The sequence below is a fragment of the Micromonospora sp. NPDC004540 genome (genome assembly GCF_040610095.1).
Classification (GTDB): domain Bacteria; phylum Actinomycetota; class Actinomycetes; order Mycobacteriales; family Micromonosporaceae; genus Micromonospora.
The window spans coordinates 1-23,198 of record NZ_JBEXLR010000102.1 but is presented as its reverse complement, the minus strand read 5'-3'; the positions used below and the strand labels follow the sequence as shown (position 1 = coordinate 23,198).

Annotated in this window: 26 protein-coding genes; 15 read left to right on the top strand and 11 right to left on the bottom strand. The window is 72.8% G+C overall.

Features of this window, described 5'->3' with window-relative positions; translation table 11 throughout:
* Positions 1-63: 63 nt before the first annotated feature.
* A complete protein-coding gene (locus tag ABZV78_RS26335; RefSeq protein WP_355642712.1) occupies positions 64-375 on the bottom strand; it encodes a hypothetical protein in 312 nt (103 codons plus the stop codon).
* Between the two features lie 240 nt (positions 376-615).
* Between ABZV78_RS26335 and ABZV78_RS26330 the strand changes: the two genes are divergently transcribed.
* From ABZV78_RS26330 to ABZV78_RS26320, 3 genes are read left to right on the top strand one after another with little or no spacing between them, the layout of a single operon-like run.
* Entirely contained in the window at positions 616-1,389 is a 774-nt protein-coding gene (locus tag ABZV78_RS26330) for an ABC-2 family transporter protein (RefSeq protein WP_355642710.1), read from the top strand.
* A gap of 4 nt (positions 1,390-1,393) precedes the next feature.
* Positions 1,394-2,203 (top strand): ABC-2 family transporter protein, encoded by an 810-nt coding sequence (locus ABZV78_RS26325; RefSeq protein WP_355642708.1) that lies wholly within the window; start codon positions 1,394-1,396, stop codon positions 2,201-2,203.
* Positions 2,200-3,168, top strand: a complete 969-nt coding sequence (locus ABZV78_RS26320) for an ATP-binding cassette domain-containing protein (RefSeq protein ID WP_355642706.1) — start codon at positions 2,200-2,202, stop codon at positions 3,166-3,168. The genes ABZV78_RS26325 and ABZV78_RS26320 overlap by 4 nt, the downstream gene beginning before the upstream one ends.
* A gap of 10 nt (positions 3,169-3,178) precedes the next feature.
* On the opposite strand, the gene ABZV78_RS26315 is transcribed toward ABZV78_RS26320, so the two are convergent.
* Entirely contained in the window at positions 3,179-3,739 is a 561-nt protein-coding gene (locus ABZV78_RS26315) for an XRE family transcriptional regulator (protein ID WP_355642704.1), read from the bottom strand.
* A gap of 66 nt (positions 3,740-3,805) precedes the next feature.
* Between ABZV78_RS26315 and ABZV78_RS26310 the strand changes: the two genes are divergently transcribed.
* Positions 3,806-4,564, top strand: coding sequence for an AzlC family ABC transporter permease (locus tag ABZV78_RS26310; RefSeq protein WP_355642702.1), 759 nt, complete (start codon positions 3,806-3,808; stop codon positions 4,562-4,564).
* On the top strand, positions 4,558-4,866 hold the full coding sequence (locus tag ABZV78_RS26305; protein WP_355642700.1) for an AzlD domain-containing protein: 309 nt from the start codon (positions 4,558-4,560) through the stop codon (positions 4,864-4,866). Before ABZV78_RS26310 ends, ABZV78_RS26305 begins: the two co-directional genes overlap by 7 nt.
* Before the next feature lie 94 nt (positions 4,867-4,960).
* On the opposite strand, the gene ABZV78_RS26300 is transcribed toward ABZV78_RS26305, so the two are convergent.
* From ABZV78_RS26300 to nadA, 3 genes are all read right to left on the bottom strand, one after another.
* Positions 4,961-5,599: a DUF3043 domain-containing protein gene (locus ABZV78_RS26300; RefSeq protein WP_355642698.1), complete on the bottom strand. Its 639-nt coding sequence runs from the start codon at positions 5,597-5,599 to the stop codon at positions 4,961-4,963.
* Between the two features lie 89 nt (positions 5,600-5,688).
* On the bottom strand, positions 5,689-7,044 hold the full coding sequence (gene murA, locus ABZV78_RS26295; protein ID WP_355642696.1) for a UDP-N-acetylglucosamine 1-carboxyvinyltransferase: 1,356 nt from the start codon (positions 7,042-7,044) through the stop codon (positions 5,689-5,691).
* A gap of 214 nt (positions 7,045-7,258) precedes the next feature.
* On the bottom strand, positions 7,259-8,434 hold the full coding sequence (gene nadA / locus ABZV78_RS26290) for a quinolinate synthase NadA (protein ID WP_355642695.1): 1,176 nt from the start codon (positions 8,432-8,434) through the stop codon (positions 7,259-7,261).
* Positions 8,435-8,478: 44 nt separating this feature from the next.
* Between nadA and ABZV78_RS26285 the strand changes: the two genes are divergently transcribed.
* From ABZV78_RS26285 to ABZV78_RS26270, 4 genes are all read left to right on the top strand, one after another.
* Positions 8,479-9,639, top strand: a complete 1,161-nt coding sequence (locus ABZV78_RS26285) for a glycerate kinase (RefSeq protein WP_355642694.1) — start codon at positions 8,479-8,481, stop codon at positions 9,637-9,639.
* 165 nt (positions 9,640-9,804) lie between these two features.
* Positions 9,805-10,173, top strand: a complete 369-nt coding sequence (gene erpA, locus ABZV78_RS26280) for an iron-sulfur cluster insertion protein ErpA (protein ID WP_091320045.1) — start codon at positions 9,805-9,807, stop codon at positions 10,171-10,173.
* A 200-nt stretch (positions 10,174-10,373) separates the two neighbouring features.
* Entirely contained in the window at positions 10,374-11,348 is a 975-nt protein-coding gene (locus tag ABZV78_RS26275; RefSeq protein WP_355642692.1) for a carbohydrate kinase family protein, read from the top strand.
* 50 nt (positions 11,349-11,398) lie between these two features.
* Positions 11,399-11,893, top strand: a complete 495-nt coding sequence (locus ABZV78_RS26270) for an ATP-binding protein (RefSeq protein ID WP_355642690.1) — start codon at positions 11,399-11,401, stop codon at positions 11,891-11,893.
* A gap of 10 nt (positions 11,894-11,903) precedes the next feature.
* Here ABZV78_RS26270 and ABZV78_RS26265 read toward each other — a convergent pair whose 3' ends face one another.
* Together ABZV78_RS26265 and ABZV78_RS26260 are read right to left on the bottom strand one after the other, a co-directional pair.
* Complete coding sequence (locus ABZV78_RS26265) at positions 11,904-12,131, bottom strand: sulfurtransferase TusA family protein (protein ID WP_355642688.1); 228 nt, start codon at positions 12,129-12,131, stop codon at positions 11,904-11,906.
* A 55-nt stretch (positions 12,132-12,186) separates the two neighbouring features.
* Positions 12,187-13,338, bottom strand: a complete 1,152-nt coding sequence (locus tag ABZV78_RS26260) for an aminotransferase class V-fold PLP-dependent enzyme (RefSeq protein WP_355642686.1) — start codon at positions 13,336-13,338, stop codon at positions 12,187-12,189.
* A 171-nt stretch (positions 13,339-13,509) separates the two neighbouring features.
* On the opposite strand from ABZV78_RS26260, the gene coxB reads away from it, so the two are divergent.
* Together coxB and ABZV78_RS26250 are read left to right on the top strand one after the other, a co-directional pair.
* Positions 13,510-14,481, top strand: a complete 972-nt coding sequence (gene coxB, locus ABZV78_RS26255) for a cytochrome c oxidase subunit II (protein ID WP_355642684.1) — start codon at positions 13,510-13,512, stop codon at positions 14,479-14,481.
* Positions 14,482-14,491: 10 nt separating this feature from the next.
* Positions 14,492-14,917, top strand: a complete 426-nt coding sequence (locus ABZV78_RS26250; protein ID WP_355642682.1) for a cytochrome c oxidase subunit 4 — start codon at positions 14,492-14,494, stop codon at positions 14,915-14,917.
* Between the two features lie 729 nt (positions 14,918-15,646).
* Here the strand turns inward: ABZV78_RS26250 and ABZV78_RS26245 are convergent.
* The 4 genes from ABZV78_RS26245 to ABZV78_RS26230 form a co-directional block, all read right to left on the bottom strand.
* A complete protein-coding gene (locus ABZV78_RS26245) occupies positions 15,647-15,856 on the bottom strand; it encodes a hypothetical protein (protein WP_355642680.1) in 210 nt (69 codons plus the stop codon).
* A 120-nt stretch (positions 15,857-15,976) separates the two neighbouring features.
* Positions 15,977-17,023: an anthranilate phosphoribosyltransferase gene (gene trpD / locus ABZV78_RS26240; protein WP_355642678.1), complete on the bottom strand. Its 1,047-nt coding sequence runs from the start codon at positions 17,021-17,023 to the stop codon at positions 15,977-15,979.
* A 189-nt stretch (positions 17,024-17,212) separates the two neighbouring features.
* Positions 17,213-17,611 carry a hypothetical protein gene (locus tag ABZV78_RS26235; protein ID WP_355642676.1) on the bottom strand — a complete coding sequence of 133 codons (399 nt, stop codon included), beginning with the start codon at positions 17,609-17,611 and terminating at the stop codon, positions 17,213-17,215.
* A gap of 144 nt (positions 17,612-17,755) precedes the next feature.
* Positions 17,756-18,709, bottom strand: a complete 954-nt coding sequence (locus ABZV78_RS26230; protein WP_355642674.1) for a cytochrome c oxidase assembly protein — start codon at positions 18,707-18,709, stop codon at positions 17,756-17,758.
* Positions 18,710-18,817: 108 nt separating this feature from the next.
* Between ABZV78_RS26230 and ABZV78_RS26225 the strand changes: the two genes are divergently transcribed.
* The 4 genes from ABZV78_RS26225 to ABZV78_RS26210 all read left to right on the top strand — a co-directional run bounded on the left by ABZV78_RS26225 (position 18,818) and on the right by ABZV78_RS26210 (position 23,107).
* Positions 18,818-19,417 (top strand): heme-copper oxidase subunit III, encoded by a 600-nt coding sequence (locus ABZV78_RS26225; protein ID WP_091320077.1) that lies wholly within the window; start codon positions 18,818-18,820, stop codon positions 19,415-19,417.
* 72 nt (positions 19,418-19,489) lie between these two features.
* Positions 19,490-20,323, top strand: a complete 834-nt coding sequence (locus ABZV78_RS26220; RefSeq protein WP_355642672.1) for a cytochrome c — start codon at positions 19,490-19,492, stop codon at positions 20,321-20,323.
* A 67-nt stretch (positions 20,324-20,390) separates the two neighbouring features.
* Entirely contained in the window at positions 20,391-21,479 is a 1,089-nt protein-coding gene (locus tag ABZV78_RS26215; protein ID WP_355642670.1) for a Rieske 2Fe-2S domain-containing protein, read from the top strand.
* Entirely contained in the window at positions 21,476-23,107 is a 1,632-nt protein-coding gene (locus ABZV78_RS26210; RefSeq protein ID WP_355642668.1) for a cytochrome b N-terminal domain-containing protein, read from the top strand. Before ABZV78_RS26215 ends, ABZV78_RS26210 begins: the two co-directional genes overlap by 4 nt.
* Positions 23,108-23,198 lie beyond the last annotated feature (91 nt).

The following is a 23,198-nucleotide window of genomic DNA, read 5'->3' as shown; positions in this document are numbered from 1 at the left end:
CCGGCGGCCTGGCCTTCACCCTGGGCCTCCAGGTCTTCGTCATCGTCGGCGGGATCAGCAAGCTCATCCCGCTGACCGGCCAGGATAGTCGGGGCCGGCCGGGCTGACGGGGTGCGCGCCGCGCCGCCGGTCCAGGCCGTCGGGGCCGGCGGGGCTGACCGGGTACGCGTCCTCGCCCCCCGGCGCCGGGCTGACCGGGTGCACCTCGGCCCGCCCGACCACGGCGGCCCGGCCGCGCGGCGCGGGCGGGGTCAGGTGCTCGAGGCCGATGTCGCCCGGATAGCGCTGCCCCGGAAACTGCGGGCGCCACTCGTGGGTGGGTTCGGCCGCCCACGACGGTTCGGCCAGCTCGCGCCAGCGGTCCCAGCCGCTCATCGGGAGACCCTGTCGCCGCCCGCGCGGCGCGGCCCCGGGGCCGGCTCGCGTCGCTCGCTCACGGCGATGTCACCTCGTTGGAAATTGTCGCGCTGGGCACCCCGACGTGCCGGTAGAGTCGCCCGGTCCAGCACCTCGTGGCTGCGGAAGGAGGGTAGCGGCGTGGGCTCGGTCACCGCCACTGTGGCACCGCCCACGGATCCAAACGTTACCCGATGGTTTCGGACATTCGGCGCGATAGTGGCCTCCGGCTTCCGGCGGCACGCCACCTACCGGCAGGCGGCCGTGGCGGGCGTGGTCACCAACACCGTCTTCGGCTTCCTGCGCTGCTACATCTTCCTCGCGGTGGCCGGCGCGGCCGGCACGGTGGCCGGCTACGACCGGGCCCAGCTCGGCACCTTCGTCTGGGCCGGGCAGGGACTGCTCGCGGTGATCGCGATCTGGGGCTGGACCGAGCTGGCCGACCGGATCCGCACCGGGGAGATCGCCGCCGACCTGCTCCGCCCGGTGCACCCGGTGACCAGCTACCTCGCCACCGATCTGGGCCGGGCCGGGTTCGCCTCGCTGGCCCGGCTGCTGCCGCCGGTGGTGATCGGCCCGTTCTTCTTCGAGGTCTACGTGCCCCGGCACTGGGCCACCCTGCCGCTCTTCGGGCTCTCCGCGCTGCTCGCCGTGCTGGTCTGCTTCGGCTGCCGCTACCTGGTCAACGCCACCGCGTACTGGTTGCAGGACGTCCGCGGGCCGATGATCCTCTGGACGCTGGGCTCCGGCGTGCTGGCCGGCCTCTACTTCCCGCTCGGCTTCCTCCCGGGCTGGCTGGAGGCCGCGCTGCGGTACGCCACCCCGTTCCCCAGCCTGTTGCAGGTCCCGCTCGACGTGCTGGTCGAGCGGGAGCCGATGCCGACCGAGCTGGGCCTGGTCGGGCTCCAGCTCGGCTGGGCGGTGCTGCTGCTGGCGCTCTGCCGGCTGGTGCAGCGCCGGGCCGAGCACCGGCTGGTGGTGCAGGGTGGCTGAGCCGGTGACGTCGACCGGGGCCTGGCGGGCGTACCGGGCGCTGCTCGGGGCGCAGGCCCGGTCGCAGGCGGCGTACCGTACGTCGTTCGTGGTGGACCTGGTCGGCAACATGGGCGCCACCGTGTTCGACGTGCTGACGGTCCTGGTGCTCTTCGGGGTCACCCGGGAGCTGGGCGGCTTCACGCTCCGCGAGACCCTGGTCGTCGTCGGCCTGTCGTCGTTCGCGTTCGCCACCGCGGACCTGCTGGTCGGCAACATCGAGCGGCTGCCCCGCTACGTGCGTACCGGCCTGTTCGACGCGGTGCTGGTCCGGCCACTGGCCGCGCTGCCCCAACTGCTGCTGATGGACCTGCCGCTGCGCAAGGTCTCCCGGGCGGTCTTCGGGCTGGCCGTGCTGGTGTTCGCGTTCGCCTCGGCCGGCATCGACTGGACACCGGGCCGGGTGGTGCTCGCGCTGATCGCCCCGCCGGCCGCGGTGGTCTTCTTCGCCGCGGTCTTCGTCACCACCGCCACCGTGTCGTTCTACTGGATCGACTCGGGGGAGCTGGCCAACTCGGTCACCTACGGCGGGCGCGACTTCACCTCGTACCCGGTCACGGTCTACGGCGGCTGGTTCCGCGCGATCTTCGCGTACGGGATGGGTTTCGCCTTCGTCAGCTACCACCCGGCGCTGGCGCTGCTCGGCCGGGCCGACCCGCTGGGCCTGCCGGCCTGGGTCGGTTGGGCCGCGCCCGGGATCGCGCTGGTCGCCGCGACGGTCGCCGCCTTGGCCTGGCGCGTCGGGATCCGCCACTACCGGAGTACGGGGTCATGAACGTCATCGAGATGGACGGGCTGCGCAAGGAGTTCACCGTCCGGGTGAAGGCCGGGCGGCTGCGCCGGGAGAAGCGGACGGTCACCGCGGTCGACGGGGTGGACCTGCGGGTGGAGCGGGGCGAGATGCTCGGCTACATCGGCCCGAACGGCGCCGGCAAGTCCACCACCCTGAAGATGCTCACCGGCGTGCTGATGCCCTCGGCGGGCCGGGCCCAGGTCTGCGGGCTGCGGCCGGTGGCCGACCGGACCCGGCTGGCGCTGCGCATCGGCGTGGTCTTCGGGCAGCGCTCGCAGCTCTGGTGGGACCTGCCGCTGCGGGACTCGTTCGCGCTGCTGCGGCACGTCTACCGGGTGCCGGCCCGCGAGCACGCCGCCCGGCTGGCCCGCTGCCGGAGCCTGCTCGACCTCGACGAGTTCCTGGACACCCCGGTCCGGCAGCTCTCCCTGGGCCAGCGGATGCGCGGCGAGCTGACCGCCGCCCTGCTGCACGGCCCCGAGGTGCTCTTCCTGGACGAGCCGACCATCGGGCTGGACGTGGTCAGCAAGCAGGCGGTCCGCGGCTTCCTGGCGGAGCTGGGCCGGGCCGGCGACACCACCCTGGTGCTCACGACCCACGACCTGGCCGACATCGAGCGACTCTGCCGGCGCCTCGTGGTGATCGACCACGGGCGGGTCGTGCACGACGGCTCGATCGCCGCCCTGCACAGCCGGTACGGCTCCCGCCGGATGGTGGTCGCCGAGCTGGATGCCGCCCTGCCCGCGCCGCCGGTGCTGCCGGGCGCGCCGGTGCAGCGGGTGGAGGCCGACGGGCGCCGGCTGGTCTTCGCGCTGGAGTCGGCGAGCGTCGCGGAGGTGGTGGCGGGGCTGGCCGGCCTGGCCACGCTGCGGGACATCTCGATCGTGGAGCCGGACATCGAGGAGGTGGTGGCCCGGCTCTACCGCGCCCCGGCCGAGGTCGGCTGAGCGACCGCCCTCACGGGTGCTCCATCACCAGCACGGCGAAGGTGCCGGGGGCCAGAGCCTCGTACCGGTGCGGGATGTCGCCGGGGAACGTGGCGTAGTCGCCCGGTCCCAGCTCGACCAGGTCGGTCTCCGGGCCGACGCGCATCCGGCCGGCCGCGACCACGACGTGCTCGACGCTGCGCGGGGTGTGCGCCTCGGCGAGCCGCACGGCCCCGGGTTCCAGTTCCATCACGTAGACGTCCCGGCGGGCGTGCGGCGCGCCCGCGGCAAGCAGGGTGGCCGAGAAGTTGGCGTGCTCGGAGCGGATCCGCGGGCCCTCGCCGGCCCGGACCACCCGGACGGCGGCGGTGGGGGGTTCGACCAGGCGGCTGAACGGCACGCCCAGCGCCACCCCGAGGGCCCAGAGCGTCTCCACGCTGGGATTGCCGGCCCCCGATTCCAGCTGGGAGAGGGTGGACTTGGCGATGCCGGCGCGGCGGGCCAGTTCGGTCAGCGACAGGCCCGCCCGGTCGCGTTCGCGGCGCAGGGCGGCCGCGATGGTGGCGAGCGGGGGAGCGGGGTCGATCGCCATTGTTCGCTCCAGTGGCTTGTTTGTTCGGTTTGACGAACGCGGGTGCTCGTGTTCAGGATAATGGACATGCGTACGGCATATCGAACGGACGACGCCCGGATGCTCCGCGACGTCGCCGCCATCGGCGCGGCGATGATCGCCGTGGGCGCCTCGTTCGGTGCCGTGGCGGTCGCCGCCGGCCTGCCCGCCTGGGCCACCCTGGCCATGTCGGTGCTGGTTTACGCCGGTGGCGCCCAGTTCATGGCCGTCGGGCTGGTCGCGGCCGGCAGCCCGCTCGCGGCGGTCCTCGCCGGCCTGCTGCTCAACGCCCGGCACCTGCCGTTCGGTCTGGCCCTCGGGTGCACCCTCGGCCCCCGCCGTTGGCAGCGGCTGCTCGGCAGCCACCTGATGACCGACGAGGCGACCGCGTTCGCGCTGGCCCGCCCGGCCGGGCCGGGGCGCCGGCGGGCGTTCTGGCTCGCCGGGGTGCTGCTCTTCCTGGCCTGGAACGCCGGCACCGCACTCGGCGTGCTGGCCGGCGGCGCGGTCGGCGACCCGGGCGCCCTCGGGCTCGACGCGGCCTTCCCGGCCGGGCTGGCCGCCCTGCTGCTGCCCAGCCTGCGCGACCGGGAGACCCGCCGGGTGGCGCTCACCGGCGCGGGGCTGGCCGTGCTGGCCACCCCACTGCTGCCGGCCGGGCTGCCGGTGTTGCTCGCGCTCGCCGCGCTGGTCCTGCCCGTGCTGGCCCGCCGCCGGCCGACCGGCGGGCCGGACGACCCCGGCGGTGGGCCGGCGGACGGCCACGAGGCGGGACGGGTCGTGCGGGCCGGGGAGGCGTCATGCTGATCGCGGTGATCCTCGCCCTGGCCGCCGGCACCTACGGCTTCCGCGTCGCGGGAGTGCTGCTGCGCGACCGGCTGGAACTGCCCGAGTGGTCCCGCCACCTGCTGCCGGTCGCCGCCGCGGCGCTGCTGGCCGCGCTCGCCGCCACCGCGGCGCTGACCGAGGCGGGCGGCTTCGCCGGCTACGCCCGGCCCGCCGGGGTGCTGGTCGGCCTCGTGCTCGCCTGGCGCCGGGCGCCCTTCGTGCTGGTGGTAGTCGCGGCGGCGGGCACCACGGCGCTGCTGCGCCTGCTCGGGGTGGCCTGACAACGACACCGGCCCCTCCCCGCCGAGGCGGGAAGGGGCCGGTTCCAGGTCTCGGCGCGGCGTCAGACGCGCCCAGCAGTCCGGGTGAGCCTGGTCAGATCTTGTCGCCGATGTTGACCCGCGGCGCCGGGGCACGCATCTTGCGGAAGGTGATCGACCGCATGATCGCGTAGAAGTAGAGGGAACCGAGCCGCTCGGTGCTCTTCGGGAAGCGCTCGCGGACCAGCTTCTTGATCTTCCGGGAGATCAGCACCGAGTCGATCACCACACCGAGCGCCAGCGCGCCCCAGAGCACGTTCGACAGCAGCCGGACGATCGGCGGCATGGCCTGGTTGGAGCCGAGCAGCACGATCAGTGCGCCGCCGAAGAACCAGGTGCCGACCGTACGCCGGGAGTCGACCACGTTCCGGGCCAGCAGCCGCTCCGGGCCCCGGTCGCGCGGGCCGCCCTCGCGCCGGAACTCCGCCGCGGACTCGGCGCGCGCCGCGCGGCGCTGCTCCCGGGCCTCCTCCTTGGTCAGCGGCTTCGCAGGCCCGGCGGGGCGCCGGCCGGCGGCCGGGCGCTTCGGGGTCTCGCGTCCCTTGGCGGGCGTGTAGCCCCGGGGCTGGGCAGCGGCGGACGCCTCGTCGGTCGTCACCGGGGTGACGGACTCCTCGACCAGGTCGGTGGGCTTACGGCGAAACAGCGACGGCACGTCGGCAAGAGTAGCCACACAGCCCCGCCCGGTGCACATCGCGGGTGCACCGGGCCGACGGCTCCAGGTCGCGGCGCGGCGTCAGACGCGCCGAGCTGGAGTTGTCGTAGCAGAAGATGAGTGTGACGTCAGGGACGCTCGACGTGCGCGCCCAGGTCCGCCAGCTTGGCCTCGAAGTCCTCGTAGCCCCGGTTGATCAGGTCGACGCCGTACACCCGGGAGGTGCCCTCGGCGGCCAGCGCCGCGATCAGGTGGCTGAAACCGGCCCGCAGGTCCGGGATGACCAGGTCGGCCGCGTGCAGCTTGCTCGGGCCGGCGATCACCGCGGAGTGCTTGAAGTTGCGCCGGCCGAAGCGGCACGGGGTGCCGCCCAGGCAGTCCCGGTAGACCTGGATGTTGGCGCCCATCGAGTTCAGCGCCTCGGTGTAGCCGAGCCGCTGCTCGTAGACCGTCTCGTGCACGATCGACAGGCCGCGGGCCTGGGTGAGCGCCACGACCAGCGGCTGCTGCCAGTCGGTCATGAAGCCGGGGTGCACGTCGGTCTCCAGCGCCACGGCGTTCAGCTCGCCGCCCGGGTGCCAGAACCGGATGCCGCCCTCCTGGCCGGGCCGGCCGGCGCGCGGCGGGCGGAGGTCGGTCACCTCGTACTCGCCGCCGACCGAGCGGAAGATGTTCAGGAAGGTCATCATGTCGGCCTGCTGGGCGCCCAGCACCTCGACGTGACCGCGGGTGGCCAGCGCGGCCGCCGCCCAGCTCGCCGCCTCGATCCGGTCCGGGATCGGCCGGTGGGTGTAGCCGCTGAGCCGCTTCACGCCCTGGATCTCGATCACCCGGTCGGTGTGCACCTTGATGATCGCGCCCATCTTCTGCAGCACGCAGATCAGGTCGATGATCTCGGGCTCGACCGCCGCGTTGCGCAGCTCGGTGACGCCCTCGGCCATCACCGCGGTGAGCAGCACCTGCTCGGTGGCGCCCACGCTCGGGTAGGGCAGGGCGAACTTGGTGCCGTGCAGCCCGTTGGGCGCCGACAGGTGCAGCCCCTCCGGGGTCTTCTCCACGGTCGCGCCGAACTCGCGCAGCGCCTGGAGGTGGAAGTCGATCGGGCGCGGGCCGATGTGGCAGCCGCCCAGGTCGGGGATGAAGGCGTGGCCGAGCCGGTGCAGCAGCGGGCCGCAGAACAGGATCGGGATGCGGCTGGAGCCGGCGTGCACGTTGATCTGGTCGGTGCTGGCGCTCTCGACGTTCGACGGGTCGAAGACCAGCTCACCGTCCTCGTCGCCGTCGCTGACCTTGACGCCGTGCAGGCCCAGCAGCCCGCGGACGACCTCCACGTCCCGGATCCGCGGCACGTCGAACAGCCGGCTGGGGGTGTCGCCCAGCAGGGCGGCGACCATCGCCTTGGACACGAGGTTCTTCGCGCCGCGCACGCGGATCCGCCCTTCGAGCGGGGTGCCTCCGTGTACGACCAGGACGTCGTCGGTCAACGCAACCTCCAGCGCGTTGGTGCTGCCGTGTAGATGAGTCGGGCCCACGATCTGCATCGCTACCCGAATGGCGGCCCGGTGAAAACGGTCCGCGTGCATCGTCGCCCCGGCAGCATAGCCCTCCGTGACGAAAATGGAATCGGTCACATCACCAGCGAGGGCACGAACCGGGGATTCCGGTGCGTTTCCGTACCAGTGACGTGACCGAGGGTGATCAGGCGCCCGGGAGGGCGAGCATCTGGTCCAGCGCGGCCCGGGCGTGTCCGGCGGTGTCCGGGTCCACGGTGATCTGGTTGACCACCCGGCCGGCCGCCAGCTCCTCCAGCGCCCAGACCAGGTGCGGCAGGTCGATCCGGTTCATCGTCGAGCAGTAGCAGACCGCCCGGTCGAGGAACATGATCTGCTTGTCCGGGTGGGCCAGCGCCAGCCGGCGGACCAGGTTCAGCTCGGTGCCGACCGCCCACGCCGAGCCGGCCGGGGCCGCCTCGATGGTCTTGATGATGTATTCGGTCGAGCCGACGTGGTCGGCGGCCGTGACGACCTCGTGCCGGCACTCGGGGTGGACCAGCACGTTGACCCCCGGCACCCGCTCGCGCACGTCGTTGACGCTGTCGAGGGTGAAGCGGCCGTGCACCGAGCAGTGCCCGCGCCACAGGATCATCTTCGCGTCGCGGAGCTGCTCCGGGGTGAGCCCGCCGTTCGGCTTGTGCGGGTCGTAGAGCACGCAGTCGTCGAGCGAGAAGCCCATCTCCAGGACGGCGGTGTTGCGGCCCAGGTGCTGGTCGGGGAGGAAGAGCACCTTCTGCCCCTGCTCGAACGCCCAGTCCAGGGCCCGCTTCGCGTTGGACGAGGTGCAGACCACACCGCCGTGCCGGCCGACGAAGCCCTTGATGTCGGCCGAGGAGTTCATGTAGGTCACCGGGACGGTGTCCGCGGCGATGCCCAGCTCGGTCAGCACGTCCCAGGCCGTCTCGACCTGCGACAGCACCGCCATGTCGGCCATCGAGCAGCCGGCGGCGAGGTCGGGCAGGATCACCTTCTGGTTGTCCGAGGTGAGGATGTCGGCGCTCTCGGCCATGAAGTGCACACCGCAGAAGACGATGTACTCCGCGTCGGGGCGGGCCGCCGCCTCCCGGGCCAGCTTGAACGAGTCGCCGGTCACGTCGGCGAACTGGATCACCTCGTCGCGCTGGTAGTGGTGGCCCAGCACGAAGACCTTCGTGCCGAGCGCGGCCTTCGCCGCGGCCGCCCGGGCCACCAGGTCCGGGTCGCTCGGCGCGGGGAGGTCACCCGGACACTCCACGCCACGCTCGGTGGCGGGGTCGCTGCCGCGGCCGAGGAGCAGCAGCGCAGTGGCGGTGTTGGAGGGCTCAACCCAGGTCGAAGTCACGCCTCCCATGGTCCCACAGCGGGACGGCCCCGCAGCCGCCACGGATGTGGCCTGCCACACTGCTCGGCATGCGCGTGCTGCTCTGCCCGGACAAGTTCGCCGGCACGCTGCCGGCCCCGGAGGTGGCCGCCGCCGTGGCCGAGGGCTGGCGGGAGGTCGCCCCCGCCGACGAGCTGCTGATCCGCCCGCTGGCCGACGGCGGCCCCGGGTTCGTCGCCGTGCTCGCCGGGGCGCTCGGCGGCCGGGTGCTGCCGGTGCCCACCGTCGACCCGCTGGGCCGCCCGGCCACCGGTGAGATCCTGCTCACCGACGACGGGGTGGCCTACCTGGAGAGCGCCCAGGCGTGCGGGCTGCACCTGCTCTCCGCCGCCGAGCGGGACCCGAAGGCGACCACCTCCTACGGGCTGGGCCTGCTGGTCGCCGCCGCGGTCGAGGCGGGGGCGCGGACCGTGGTGATCGGGCTGGGCGGCTCGGCCACCAACGACGGCGGCGCCGGGATGCTCACCCCGCTCGGCGTCACCCCGCTGGACGAGGCCGGCCGGGCCCTGCCGTACGGCGGGGCGGCCCTCGCGGCGGTGACCGCGCTGGACGGCGCCCCCCGGGTCCGCGGCGCGGCGCTGGTCGCCGCCACCGACGTCGACAATCCGCTGCTCGGGCTGCACGGCGCCAGCAACGTGTACGGCCCGCAGAAGGGCGCCTCCCGGGCCGACGTGCTGCTGCTCGACGCGGCGCTGGAGCGCTGGGCGGCGGTGCTGGAGAAGGACCTGCCGGGCTGCCCGTCCGGGCTCGGCGCGCTGCCCGGCGGCGGCGCGGCCGGCGGCCTCGGCGCGGCGGTCCTCGCGCTCGGTGGCCGGTGCGAGTCGGGCATCGGCCTGGTCGCCCGGGCCATCGGCCTGGAGGCGGCGCTGGACGCCGCCGACCTGGTGATCACCGGCGAGGGCTCCTTCGACCACCAGTCGCTGCGCGGCAAGGTGGTCGCCGGGGTGGCCGGGGCCGCCCGGGACCGCGGGGTGCCCTGCGTGGTGCTGGCCGGCCGGGTGAGCACCGGGCGGCGGGAGGCCGCCGCGGCCGGCGTGACCGAGGCGCACAGCCTGGTGGAGCACTTCGGCGGCGAGGAGCGCGGGGGAGTCGAGGCGGCGATGGGCCGCCCGGCCGAGGGGCTGCGCGCGCTCGGCGCCCGGCTCGCCCGCCAGTGGAGCCGCTGAGCCGCCCTGGCCTGCGGCGCGGCTCACGCCGCGCGGCTCGTGCCACCGGAGGTGGTGCATGCCGGGGCGGCGTACGATCGGATCTGGACCACACCGGGAATCACTGGCAGACGTGCGGCGTTGGCCAGTGCGTCCGGACCCCATATCGCGCAGGGAGACTTCCACGTGACCACGCCAGCGCAGACCGAGTCGACCGAGGCCAAGGCCCCCAGCACCGTCGTCCTCACCGACGTCGCGGCGCAGAAGGTCAAGGCCCTGATCGAGCAGGAGGGCCGTGACGACCTGCGGCTCCGGGTCGCCGTGCAGCCGGGCGGCTGCTCCGGCCTGCGGTACCAGCTGTTCTTCGACGAGCGGTCGCTCGACGGTGACGTCGTCACCGACTTCGGCGGTGTCGAGGTCGTCGTCGACCGGATGAGCGCCCCCTACCTGGCGGGCGCCACCATCGACTTCGCCGACCGGATCGACGCCCAGGGCTTCACCATCGACAACCCGAACGCCGGCAACTCCTGCGCCTGCGGCGACTCGTTCAGCTGAGTCGACCAGGCCGACGACGCCTGCCTGACGGCGGGACCATCCCCCATGGGGTGGTCCCGCCGTTTTGTCGTACCGCGCGGGTGTCCGGACGGTGACGTCGGGATGTGCGGGGGACGACCGGTTGTCGACCGACCCCCGTCCGGCCGGGCGGGGCGACCGGTAGGCTGACCCGCGCCGTGCTCCCGACCACGAGGGTTGACATGAAGATCGCCGTGACCGGCTCGATCGCGACCGACCACCTGATGAGCTTCCCCGGCCGGTTCGCCGACCAGCTCCTCGCCGACCAGCTGGACAAGGTCTCGCTCTCCTTCCTCGTCGACGAGCTGGTGCTCCGGCGCGGCGGCACCGCCGCGAACATCTCCTTCGGCATGGCCCAGCTCGGGCTGCGACCGGTGCTGCTCGGCGCGGTCGGGGCGGACTTCGCCGACTACCGGTCCTGGCTGGAGCGGCACGGCGTCGACTGCGACTCGGTGCACGTCAGCGAGATCGCGCACACGGCCCGCTTCGTCTGCACCACCGACACCGACATGTGCCAGATCGCCTCGTTCTACGCGGGCGCGATGAGCGAGGCCCGCAACATCGAGCTGGCCCCGGTGGCGCAGCGGCTCGGCGGGCTCGACCTGGTGCTGGTCAGCGCCAACGACCCGGCCGCGATGATCCGGCACTCCGCCGAGTGCCGCGAGCGCGGGTACGCCTTCGTGGCCGACCCGTCGCAGCAGCTCGCCCGGATGGACGGCGCGGACGTGCTCGGCCTGGTCGACGGCGCCGACTACCTGATGACCAACGAGTACGAGAAGTCGCTGCTCCAGACCAAGGCCGGGCTGACCGACGCCCAGCTGCTGGACCGGGTCAAGGTCCGGGTCACCACGCTGGGCAAGCAGGGCGTGGAGATCGCCGGCCGGGACATCGGCACCATCCACGTGCCGATCGCCCGGGAGATCCAGGCGATCGACCCGACCGGCGTCGGCGACGGCTTCCGGGCCGGCTTCTTCGCCGCGCTCAACTGGGGCGTCAGCCTGGAGCGCGCCGCCCAGGTCGGCTGCCTGCTCGCCACCCTGGTGCTGGAGAACTTCGGCGGCCAGGAGTACGAGGTCCGCCGGGACCTGTTCGTCAAGCGGCTCGCCGAGTCGTACGGCGACGCGGCCGCCGAGGACGTCCGGCCGCACCTGCTGTGACCGGCCCGGGGCCCGGGGTGGACCCGACGGCGGTCCGCCCGGACGCCGGCGTGCCAGTGCTGGTGGCCTTCGCCGGGCTGCCCGGCGTGGGCAAGAGCACCCTCGCCCGCCGGGTCGGCGCCGCGCTGCGCGCCCCGGTCCTGCCGGTCGACCCGGTGGAGCACGCCCTGGGCCGCTTCGGCCTGGTCGGCGACGTGCCCGGGATGGCCGCCTACGGGGCGGTCGCCGGGCTGGCCGAGGTGCAGCTCGGGCTCGGGCTGAGCGTGGTGGTCGATGCGGTGAACCCGGTGGCCAGCGCCCGAGGCCTCTGGCACGATCTGGCCGAGCGGGCCGGCGTGCCGCTGCGGGTGATCGAGGTGCACTGCGGCGACGAGGCGGAGCACCGCCGCCGGGTCGAGGCCCGGCCGCCCGACGAGCAGCACAACACCTGGGAGCGGACGCTGCTCCGCCGCGCGGAGTACGAGCCGCTGATCGGCCCCCGGCTGGTGGTCGACACGGCCGTCGACACCGACCCGTTGCCGGGGATCCTCGCCTACCTCCGCTGACCCCCCGAGGTCACTGGCGGCGCCGCACGTCGTAGCCCGGGCCCTCCGGATGGGCGGCCACGAACTCCTGGCCGCGCATCCGGCACCAGGCCGGGATGTCCACGGCCGCGGCGGGGTCGTCGGCGAGCACCCGGACCACCGCCCCGACCGGCAGCTCGGGCAGCCGCCGGGCGAGATTGATCACGGGCAGTGGGCAGCGCTGGCCCCGGCAGTCGAGCACCTCGTCCGGCTCGCTCACAGGGTCTCCTCCGTTCGCGACTGCGGGGCTCGCAGGAGCGGCTCACTCCTCGCGCTCACAGGCCGACCGCCCCCGCCTCGGCGCGCAGAGTGGCGACGATCCCGGGCAGCTCGGCCAGGAACCGGTCGACATCCGCCTCGGTGGTCTCCCGGTGCAGCGACACCCGGACGTTGCCGTGCGACAGCACCCCCATCGCCTCCAGCACGTGCGACGGACGCAACGTCGAGGAGGTGCACGACGAGCCGGAGGAGACCGCGAAGCCCCGCCGGTCCAGCGCGTGCAGCAGCGCCTCGCCGTCCACGTACAGGCAGGAGAAGGTGACCAGGTGGGGGAGGCGGTCCACCGGGTCGCCGACCACCTCCACGTCCGGCACCTCGGCCGCCACCCGGGCCCGGATCCGGTCGACCAGCGGCGCCAGCCGGGCCGCCTCGGCCGCCGCGTCGGCCGCCGCCGCGCGCAGGCTCGCCGCCGCGGCCACCACCGCCGGCAGGTTCACCACCCCCGGGGTACGCCCCGACTCCCGCTCGTCGGCCGGGAACGGCGACTCCCAGCGGGTGCCCTTGCGCACCACCAGCAGCCCCACGCCCGGTGGGCCGCCCCACTTGTGCGCGCTGGCGCTCAGCACCGACCAGCCGGCCGGCAGCGGCGCACGGCCGGCCAGCTGCGCCGCGTCGACGTAGAGCGGCACCCCCGCCTCGGCGCAGAGTTCCGCCGCCGCGGGCACCGGCTGCACCGTGCCCACCTCGTGACTCGCCCCGATCAGGGCGGCCAGGGCCACCCCGGGCGCGCCCACCGCCGCCGCCCAGGCGTCCAGGTCCACCCGGCCGAGCCGGTCCACGGGTACGCCGACCGCGTCGCCCCCGCCGGCCACGTGCCGCTCCGCGGCGTGCAGCACCGCCGAGTGCTCGATCGCCGAGTGCACCAGGGCCGCCCCGGCCCGGCGCCGCCCGGACAGGCCGCCGAGCACGGCGGCGTGCGCTGCCGCCGTACCGCTGGGGGTGAAGGAGAGCTCGTCGGCGCGGACGCCGAGGGTCTGCGCGGCGGCCTCGCGGGCGGCGTCGAGGAGCTGGCGGGCCCGGCGGGCCTGGCCGTAGAGCCTGGCCGGGTCGGCCCAGCCGTCGTCGAGCGCGGCCAGCAGCGCCTGCCGCGCGACCGGGTGCAGCGGGGCGGCGGTGGCCGCGTCCAGGTAGACCGGGTTGGCGCTCACGAAGCTCCACGCTATCGCGCAAGTACGCCCAAGATCCCCCGATGGGGGCGGACAGTGACCCCAAGACGGTCAGGCCCGTCATGGTCGAGTAATCTGCGACCGTCGGTGACGCCTTTGCCGTCGGTGTCGAGCGAAACAAATCACCGCGGCGCGCTAGGGAGGCAGGACCAGGTGGTCGCAAGGAGTTCGGAGGTACGGCCGTCGGCCGTGCGGCACAGCGCTTCCTCGGGGGCCGGCGGGCGCCGGCGGCGTGGTGCCGGTCGACTCGCCGGGCTCGGTCTCGGCGGAGCCGCGCTGCTGGTTCTGCTCACCGGCTGCGACGTCGGCAAGACGTTCGGCGGCTTCGGGTGGCCGCAGGGCGGCATCACCCCCGAGTCGCACCGGATGTACGACCTGTGGATCGCGTCCTGCATCGCCGCCCTGGCGGTCGGCGTGTTCGTGTGGGGCCTGATCTTCTGGTGCGTGATCCGCTACCGGAAGCGCGGCAACGAGCTGCCGGTGCAGACCCGCTACAACCTGCCGATGGAGTTCCTCTACACCATCGCGCCGATCCTCGTGGTCTCCGTGCTCTTCTACTACACCGCGGTGGTGCAGACCGACGTGGTGAAGGAGTCGAAGAACCCCGACGTCACCGTCGAGGTCGTCGCCTTCAAGTGGAACTGGCAGTTCAACTACCGCGACGGCCAGGGCCGCGACGCCAACACCGTCGCCTCGGTGCTGGGCACCAGCGAGGTCATCCCGGTGCTGGTCCTGCCGAGCGGCAAGTCGATCCGGTTCGAGGAGCAGAGCCGCGACGTCATCCACTCCTTCTGGGTGCCGGAGCTGCTGTTCAAGCGCGACGTCATGCCGGGCAACATCCGCAACACCTTCGAGGTCTCCAGCATCGACCAGGAGGGCGCGTTCGTCGGCCGCTGCGCCGAGCTGTGCGGCAGCTACCACGCCTTCATGAACTTCGAGCTGCGGGTCGTCTCGCCGGAGAAGTACGAGCAGTTCCTGGCGGCCAAGAAGGCCGGCAAATCGACCCAGGAGGCGCTCAAGGCGATCGGCGAGAACGAGTTCGCCACCGAGACCAAGCCGTTCAACACGCGCCGCAACACGGCCAACTTCAACCCGTCCGACGCGACGGCCGACGCGGGAAGCTGAGGGGTCCGGCATGAAGACCGAGTGGAAGATCTTCCTCACCATCGCGACGTTCCTCTTCGGCGCGGCGATCCTCTACGGCGTGTGGACGTACGGCGACGGCGGCCGGGTCGAGTGGGTCGGCACCGTGGCGCTGCTGCTGTCCTTCCTGCTCTGCGCCATGTGCGGCGGCTTCTTCTGGTTCGTCTCGCGCCGCATCGACCTGCGCCCGGAGGACCGGCCGGACGGCGAGATCGCCGACGGCGCGGGCGAGATCGGCTTCTTCAGCCCGGGCAGCTACTGGCCGTTCGGCCTGGCCCTGGCCGCCTCGATCGCCGGTCTCGGGCTGGTCTTCTGGCAGTTCTGGCTGCTGGGCCTGGGCATGGTGACGGTCGTCTTCGCCGCCTGCGGCCTGCTTTTCGAGTACTACTCGGGCACCCGCCGCACCGCCGAGCACTGACCCGAACCCAAACACCGGCAAGGCCCGCGCCCCCTTTCGGGGCCGCGGGCCTTCCGCTTTCCCGGCCCCCTCCGCCTTCCGCTGCCGCACGTCGATCATGAGGTTGGCGGTGTGAGTCGTCCCATTTGTCGCGGCCAACCTCATGATCGTCCCGGTGACGGGAGATCTTGGAAGGTTGCCGTTCGGTGCGTACGGACGATTGCGGGTGACTGTGCGGCTCCGACGGTGGAGTGCGGACGGTGGGCAGCGGAGGCGAGGGTCTCCCGGGTCGGCCCTGCTGCTTCCGCTCGCCTCTCCGGGGTCGGCCGTCGTTGATCATGAGGTTGGCGGTGCGATTCGCCCGTTTTGTCGCGGCAAACTTCATGATCGTCGCGGTTGGTGGGGGATCTTGGCTGGTTGCCGTTCGAGGCGAGCGGTAACTGCCCAGGATTGGGCCGGGGGCGCCGGCGGCGGTGGGGCGGTGGGGTGGACAGGGCCGCGCGGGCAGGCGGTGGGCCCGGTGACATCGTTCGCAGGGCGAAGGTCGGGGTGCGCGCGAGCGGAGGCGGGGGCGAGCATCTGGTGTGGCGGATCGGCGGGTGTCGCTCGTGGGTGGCACGCCGTGGGTCGCCGGGCTCGGGCAGCGACGCTCACGGGCGTCGGCGGGGTCGCGTCGGTCTACCTGGCGGCCGGGCTCCAGGGGCTGGGTAGCCGTGACCCGAGGCGATTCTGGCCAGGTTCGACGGCGGGTCAGGCGGCCTGGCGGTGCGGTGGGCGGGTGGTGCGGCGGCGGCGGTCGAGGCGCGGGGCGCGGAAGGCGAAGGTGGCGATGAGCACCGCCGCGCCGCAGCCGGTGCAGACCAGCTCGGGGCAGTCGGCGCCGTGCCCGTCGACGCAGGGGGGCGCCTCGAACAGCACGACGCCCTCGCAGGTGTCGCAGTGGAATTCGCGGTCCGACACGGGCGTCTCCTCTCGTTCCGGTGCCCGCCCGACGGGTGGGGGCGCCATCGGCGGAAAACGGAAAATTACTCCCGTGTAGTTTGGCACGCCGGTCCGACAAAACCGGAACGGCACCCGGGCTCAGAGGGTGCCGGCGACCGCCAACCAGCGCTCCAGGGCGCCGGCGGCCGCGCCCGAGTCGATCGACTCGGTGGCCCGGACCAGGCCGGCGCGCAGCGCCTCGTGCAGGTCGCCGTCGAGCGGGCCCTGGGTGGCCAGCGCGACCGCGGCGTTCACCAGCACCGCGTCGCGGACCGGGCCGGTCTCGCCGGCCAGCAGCCGCCGGACCACCCCGGCGTTGTACGCCGCGTCTCCGCCCCGCAGATCGGCCAGGGTGGCCCGGGGCACCCCGAGCTCCCTGGCGTCCAGCAGCGCCTCCCTGACGGTGCCCTGCTGGGCCACCCAGACGCGGGTCGGCGCGCCGGTGCTGAACTCGTCCAGCCCGTCCTCGCCGCGCATCACGATCACCGAGTCGCCCCGGGCGGCGAAGACGGCCGCCATCACCGGGGCCATCCGCGGGTCGAAGCAGCCCACGGCGCCGGCCCGCGGGCGGGCCGGGTTGGTCAGCGGGCCGAGGAAGTTGAAAGCGGTGGGCACGCCGATCTCGCGGCGGACCGGGCCGGTGTGCCGCATGCCGGGGTGGAACCGGGCGGCGAAGCAGAAGCCGATGCCGGCCTCGGTCACGCACCGGGCCACCTGCTCCGGGTCCAGGTCCAGCGGGACGCCGAGGTATTCCAGCACGTCGGCGGTGCCGCAGGAGGAGGAGGCGGCCCGGTTGCCGTGCTTGACCACCCGCACGCCGGCCCCGGCGACCACCAGCGCGGCCATGGTGGAGATGTTCACCGTGTGGGCGAGGTCGCCGCCGGTGCCCACCACGTCCAGCGCGCCGGCCCGTACCTCCTCGGGCAGCGCCACCGGGACGGCGCGGGTCAGCATCGCCTCGACCAGGCCGCCCAGCTCGGCGGGCGTCTCGCCCTTGGTGCGCAGGGCCACCGCGAAGCCGGCGATCTGGGCCGGGGTGGCCGAGCCGGCCATGATCTCGCCCATCGCCCAGGCGGTGTCGGCGGTGGAGAGCTCCTCGCCGCGCAGCAGCGCGTTGAGCAGAAGCGGCCAGGTCCGTTCGCCCATGGCGGGCCTCCCGAGCGGGCGTGAGAGCGGGTGTGGCGACCGTCATTCGGTCCGTCGCGCCGTCTGGCGGCGCGTAGGCCGAATCATGGCCGAAGTCGGCGCCACGGCCGCGTCGCCGTGGCGCCGGACGACGGCTCCGGGTCGCGGCGCGGCGTCAGACGCGCCGGGTTGGAGCCGTCGCGGGGTGGCTCAGGCCGCGGCGTGCGTGCGCCGCAGCAGCTCGGCGACGGTGGTGCCGGCGGTCACCGGGTCGAGCGGGTGGGTCAGCGTGGCGTCGACCTCGGCGTACGCGGCCAGCCAGCGGTCGGCGGCGCGGGCCAGCACCACGCAGGTCGGCGGGGCGTCGTCCCGGTCGTCCTTGATCTGGCGGGCGATGCCGATGCCGCCGCCGGGGCTCGCCTCGCCGTCGAGCAGGAGCAGGTCGATCTCGTAGTCGTCGACCAGCCGGACGCAGCCGGCGTAGTCGGCGGCCTCGACGAACTCGATCTCGAGCCCGGGCGCGGGCCGGGTGCCGACGGCGAGTCGCATCCGGTCACGGACCTTCGGGTCGTCGCTGTAGAGCAGGACGGTGCAAAGACGATCGCTCATCGTGACGTGGCTCCCACCTCGTAGCTGCCCGCTGATCGTAGCGGGCGTCACATCCGACCAGTCGCCCCGCCCTGGCGTACTGACGACGGCTCCAGGTCGCGGCGCGGCGTCAGACGGGCCGAGCTGGAGTTGTCGCCGGCGGGGTCAGGCGCTCGCCTCCGCGGCGCGCTCTCGGGCCTCCTGGCGGTCCAGTTCGCGGTCCAGTCGGCGGGCCTCGCGCTCCGACTGCTTGATCCACTGGACGACCAGCACGGCCAGCATGGTGACGCTGACGAACTCGCCGCCGGCCCAGAGCACGCCGCCGGCCACCACCTGGTCGTTCCACGGGTCCGACCAGCTCAGGTGCAGCGACGGGTACCAGTCGCCGCCGAGCAGCGTGGTGCTCTGCATGATGGTCAGCCCGAGCACGGTGTGGAACGGCACGGAGAGCACCATGAGCAGCGCCCGGGCCGGGTACGGCCAGCGCCCGGGCAGCGGGTCCAGGCCGAGCAGCGGCCAGAAGAACACGCAGCCGGTCATGATGAAGTGCGCGTGCACCAGCTCGTGCGCCCACTCGTGCTGGAGGGTGACCTCGTAGAGGCCGGTGAAGTAGAGGGCGAACGGGTTCACCACGAAGATGGCGAACGCCACCAGCGGGAAGCTGTAGACCCGGGCGATCCGGCTGTGCACGACGGCCAGCAGCCGCTTGCGCGGGCGCACCGGCAGGGTGCGCAGGGCGAGCGTCACCGGCGCGCCGAGCGCCAGGAAGATCGGCGCGATCATGGACAGCACCATGTGCTGGACCATGTGCACCGACAGCAGGGCGGTGTCGTAGGCGCCCAGCCCGCTGACCGTCACCGCGGCGATGCCGCCGAGGCCCGGGAAGAGGAAGCTGACGGTACGGACCACCGGCCAGCGGTCGCCGCGCAGCCGCAGCCGGTACACGCCGTAGAGGTAGAGGCCGGCGGCGAGCACCAGCCCGAGGGTGAGCCAACTGTCCAGCCGGGTCTCGGTCAGGACGCGGGCCACGGTGAACGGCGGCGGGACGGCCTCGCCCCCCGCCGCGAGTGTCGCCGGGGCCACCGAGGTGGCGGCGAAGATCGGATCGACGTGCAGCACGCTTTTCAGGGTAGGTCAGGCGAAGCGGACGACCCCGATCGGGCCACTGATGGCACAGGTTTGCCACCCCGCTGATCGTGGGTCCCGGTCAAGGGCAATAATGACCGCGTGACTGCGGCCCCAGCCATTGACAAGAGCCGGATCCACTCCCTGACCCGACCCAACATGGTCAGCGTCGGGACGATCGTGTGGCTCTCCAGCGAACTCATGTTCTTCGCGGCGCTGTTCGCGATGTACTTCTCGATCCGCGCGGCGGCGCCGGAGCAGTGGGAGAAGCACACCGAGATCCTGAACATCCCCTACGCGACCACCTTCACGGTGATCCTGGTGCTGTCCTCGGTGACCTGCCAGCTCGGTGTCTTCGCGGCCGAGAAGGGTGACGTCCACGCCCTGCGCCGGTGGTTCACGATCACCTTCGTGATGGGCCTGATCTTCGTGCTCGGCCAGGCGAACGAGTACCGCAACCTGGTGCACGAGGGCGTCAAGATCAACGAAGACGGTTACGGGTCGATGTTCTACCTGACGACCGGCTTCCACGGCCTGCACGTGACCGGCGGTCTGGTCGCGTTCGTCATCTTCATGATCCGCACCACCATGGGCCGGTTCACCCCGGCGCAGGCGACCTCGGCGATCGTCGTGTCCTACTACTGGCACTTCGTCGACGTCGTGTGGATCGGGCTCTACGCCATGATCTACTGGCTCCAGTGATCTTGGCGCGTCACGTACCGCGCCGCTGCTCCGTCCCCTGAGACAAGGTCCAACCGGTTAAGGACACAGGTCATGACTTCTGACAACGACCGCCGACGCGGTCTGCTCGCGCGGCTGCGCGGGCGGCCCGTAGCGCGCAGCAGGGGCCGCCGCCGGCTGGGTGCCGCGGTCCGGCTGGCCGCCGCGCTGATGCTGGCCGGCGGCGCCTACACCGTCTTCGCCCCCGGCGTGCAGGCGCAGGACAACCCGCCCCTGAGCGCCGCCGCCAACGAGGGCAAGGCGCTGTTCGACGTGAGCTGTGTGACCTGCCACGGTCGCAACGCCCAGGGCGTCGAGGGACGCGGGCCGAGCCTGATCGGCGTCGGGTCGGCCTCGGTCGAGTTCCAGGTCAGCAGCGGTCGGATGCCGATGGCCCGGCAGGAAGCCCAGGCCATGCGCAAGCCCCCGCAGTTCACCGACGAGCAGGTGCGCCAGCTCGGCCAGTACATCCAGGAGCTCGGCGGCGGCCCGCAGGTGCCGCAGGGCGACCTGCGCGAGGGCGCGAACCTCTCCACCGGTGGTGAGCTGTTCCGGATCAACTGCTCGCAGTGCCACGCCTTCGGCGCCGGCGGCGGCGCCCTCTCCTCGGGCAAGTACGCGCCGAGCCTGAAGCCGGCCAGCGACCGGCAGATCTACGCCGCGATGCTGAGCGGCCCGCAGAACATGCCGGTGTTCGGCGACAACCAGATCACTCCGGAGGAGAAGGCGGACATCATCGCCTACATCCAGGAGACCCTGAAGCACGACCAGGACCAGGGCGGTTTCAACCTGGGCCGGTACGGCCCGTCGACCGAGGGTCTCGCGATCTTCCTGGTCGGCATCGTCGCGCTGGTCTTCACGAGCCTGTGGATTGCGGGCAAGTCGTGACCGAGCGGATCATTCGTTTCAGTGCTGTGGCGCCGACCCCCGGCGCCACCCGTAGCGAGGTGACGGCATGAGCACCCACACCGAGCACCAGGCCCCGCAGGGCCGGGAGCCGCTCGACGTGAACGACCCCCGGCTCTCCCGGTTCGAGATCGTCGAGGAGGGCGCGCGGCGGGACGACATCGAGATCGTCCACTACGAGCCGCAGGTGGTCCCCGGCAGCAAGGCCGAGCGCCGGATGACCCGTACGGTCGCGTCGTTCTTCTGGATCACGTTCCTGGCCGGGCTGGCCTTCCTGGTCGTCTACATCTGGTGGCCGTGGCAGTGGGAGGCCGGCCGCGGGGGCGACAAGTACTACACCCCGCTGCTCGGCGTGACCCTGGGCATCGCGCTCCTCGGCGTCGGCTTCGGCATCCTCACCTGGGGCAAGAAGCTGCTGCCCAAGGAGGTCTCGATCCAGGACCGGCACGACCAGCCCGGTTCCCCGGCGGACCGGAGGATCACCGGCGAGACCATGCTCTACATGGCCGACGAGCTCGGCGTGAAGCGCCGGCCGCTGCTCGGCCTCTCGGTGCTCGCCGGCCTGGCGCCGGTCGGCGCGGTCCTCGCGGCGCCGCTGGTCGGTGGCCTGATCTCGCAGCCGCACAAGAACAACCAGATGTTCACCACCGGCTTCGCGCCGGGCGAGGGCGGCAAGCGGATCCGGCTGGTCCGCGAGGACGGCCGGCCGATCCGTCCGGCGGACGTCAGCGTCGGCGGCCAGCTCACCGTGTTCCCGGGCATCGACGGCGGCGTGAGCAACAAGCACGCCGACTCGCCGACCCTGCTGATCCACCTGCGCGAGGACGACGCGCAGAAGTCGCGCGCCGCCAACGAGCGCAAGGGCCACGGCGACTTCATGTGGGGCAACTACGTCGCGTTCTCCAAGATCTGCACGCACGCCGGTTGCCCGGCCAGCCTCTACGAGCAGCAGACCAACCGGCTGCTCTGCCCCTGCCACCAGTCGCAGTTCCTCATCACCGACAACGCCAAGCCGGTCTTCGGCCCGGCGAACCGGCCGCTGCCGCAGCTGCCGATCGAGGTGGACGAGGAGGGCTTCTTCGTGGCGAGGTCCGACTACACCGAGACCATCGGTCCCGACTTCTGGGAGCGGCCATGAAGCGCCGAAAGTTTGATGCGGCCGCGCTGCCGGCCAAGACCGCCGGGGCGGTGGACGACCGCTTCCAGGTGGCCACCCCGCTGCGCAAGCTGCTGAACAAGGTCTTCCCCGACCACTGGTCCTTCCTGCTGGGCGAGATCGCGCTCTTCTCGTTCATCGTCCTGCTGCTGACCGGTGTCTTCCTGACCTTCTTCTTCGAGCCGTCGATGACCGAGGTGGTCTACGACGGCAGCTACGCCCCCCTGCGGGGCACCCCGATGTCGGCCGCCTACGCCTCCAGCCTGGACCTGTCGTTCGACGTCCGGGGCGGCCTGATCATGCGGCAGATGCACCACTGGGCGGCGCTGCTGTTCATGGCCGCGATCGTGGTGCACATGCTCCGGGTCTTCTTCACCGGCGCGTTCCGCAAGCCGCGTGAGACGAACTGGATCATCGGCTCGCTGCTGTTCTGGGTCGGCTTCCTGGCCGGCTTCACCGGCTACTCGCTGCCGGACGACGGCCTCTCCGGCACCGGTCTGCGGATCGCCTCCGGCATCATCCTGTCGATCCCGGTGATCGGCTCCTGGGTCAGCTCGTCGATCTTCGGCGGGGAGTTCCCCGGCACCATCATCATCAGCCGGTTCTTCATCGCCCACGTGCTGCTCATCCCGGGCCTGCTGGTGGCGCTGATCAGCGTCCACCTGGGCCTGGTCTTCAAGCAGAAGCACACCCAGTGGCCCGGCCCCGGCCGGACCAACGAGAACGTGGTCGGCGAGCGGATGTTCCCGCGCTACGCGCTCAAGCAGGGCGGCTTCTTCATGGTCGTCTTCGGCGTGATCGCGCTGATGGGTGGCCTGTTCCAGATCAACCCGATCTGGTACTTCGGCCCGTACGAGGCATGGGTGGTCTCGGCCGCCAGCCAGCCCGACTGGTACGTCATGTTCCTCGACGGCTCGACCCGTCTGATGCCGGCCTGGGAGATCAGCATCCCGATCGGCGACGGGTACGTCATCCCGCCGCTGTTCTGGCCGACGGTCGTGCTCCCCGGCATCCTGGTGGGCCTGTCGACGATGTACCCGTTCCTGGAGGCGCGCCGCCTCAAGGACTACAAGCACCACAACCTGCTCCAGCGGCCCCGGGACGTGCCGGCCCGGACCGCGGTGGGCGCCATGGCGGTCTCCTTCTACGTGGTGCTGACCCTCTCCGGCGGCAACGACGTCATCGCCGACAAGTTCCACATCAGCCTGAATGCGATGACCTGGGCCGGCCGGGTCGGCCTGCTGGTGGTCCCGCCGCTGGCCTACTACCTCACCTACCGGATCTGCCTGGGTCTCCAGCAGCACGACCGGGAGGTGCTGGCCCACGGCGTGGAGACCGGCATCATCAGGCGGCTGCCCGACGGCCGGTTCGTCGAGGTCCACCAGCCGCTCACCGCGGCCGACGGGCACGACGGCCACGCCCCGGCGCTGGACTACGTCGGCTGGGTCGTGCCGAAGAAGATGAACCGGCTCGGTGCCCTCGGCCCGGCCATCCGGGGCTTCTTCTACCCGATCGAGAAGCCGGCCGAGGCGCCGGTCTCGCCGGGCCACCCGCCGGTCGAGGCCCGACCGGAGCGGGAGGAGATCGGCAGCGGCGAGAGCCGCCGCTGACCCGCCCGGGTACGACTGACCGTGGCGCCCGCCGGATCCCCCGCGGGCGCCCCGGCCGGTTGCGGCGCGGCCGACCCCGGCCCCCCACCGG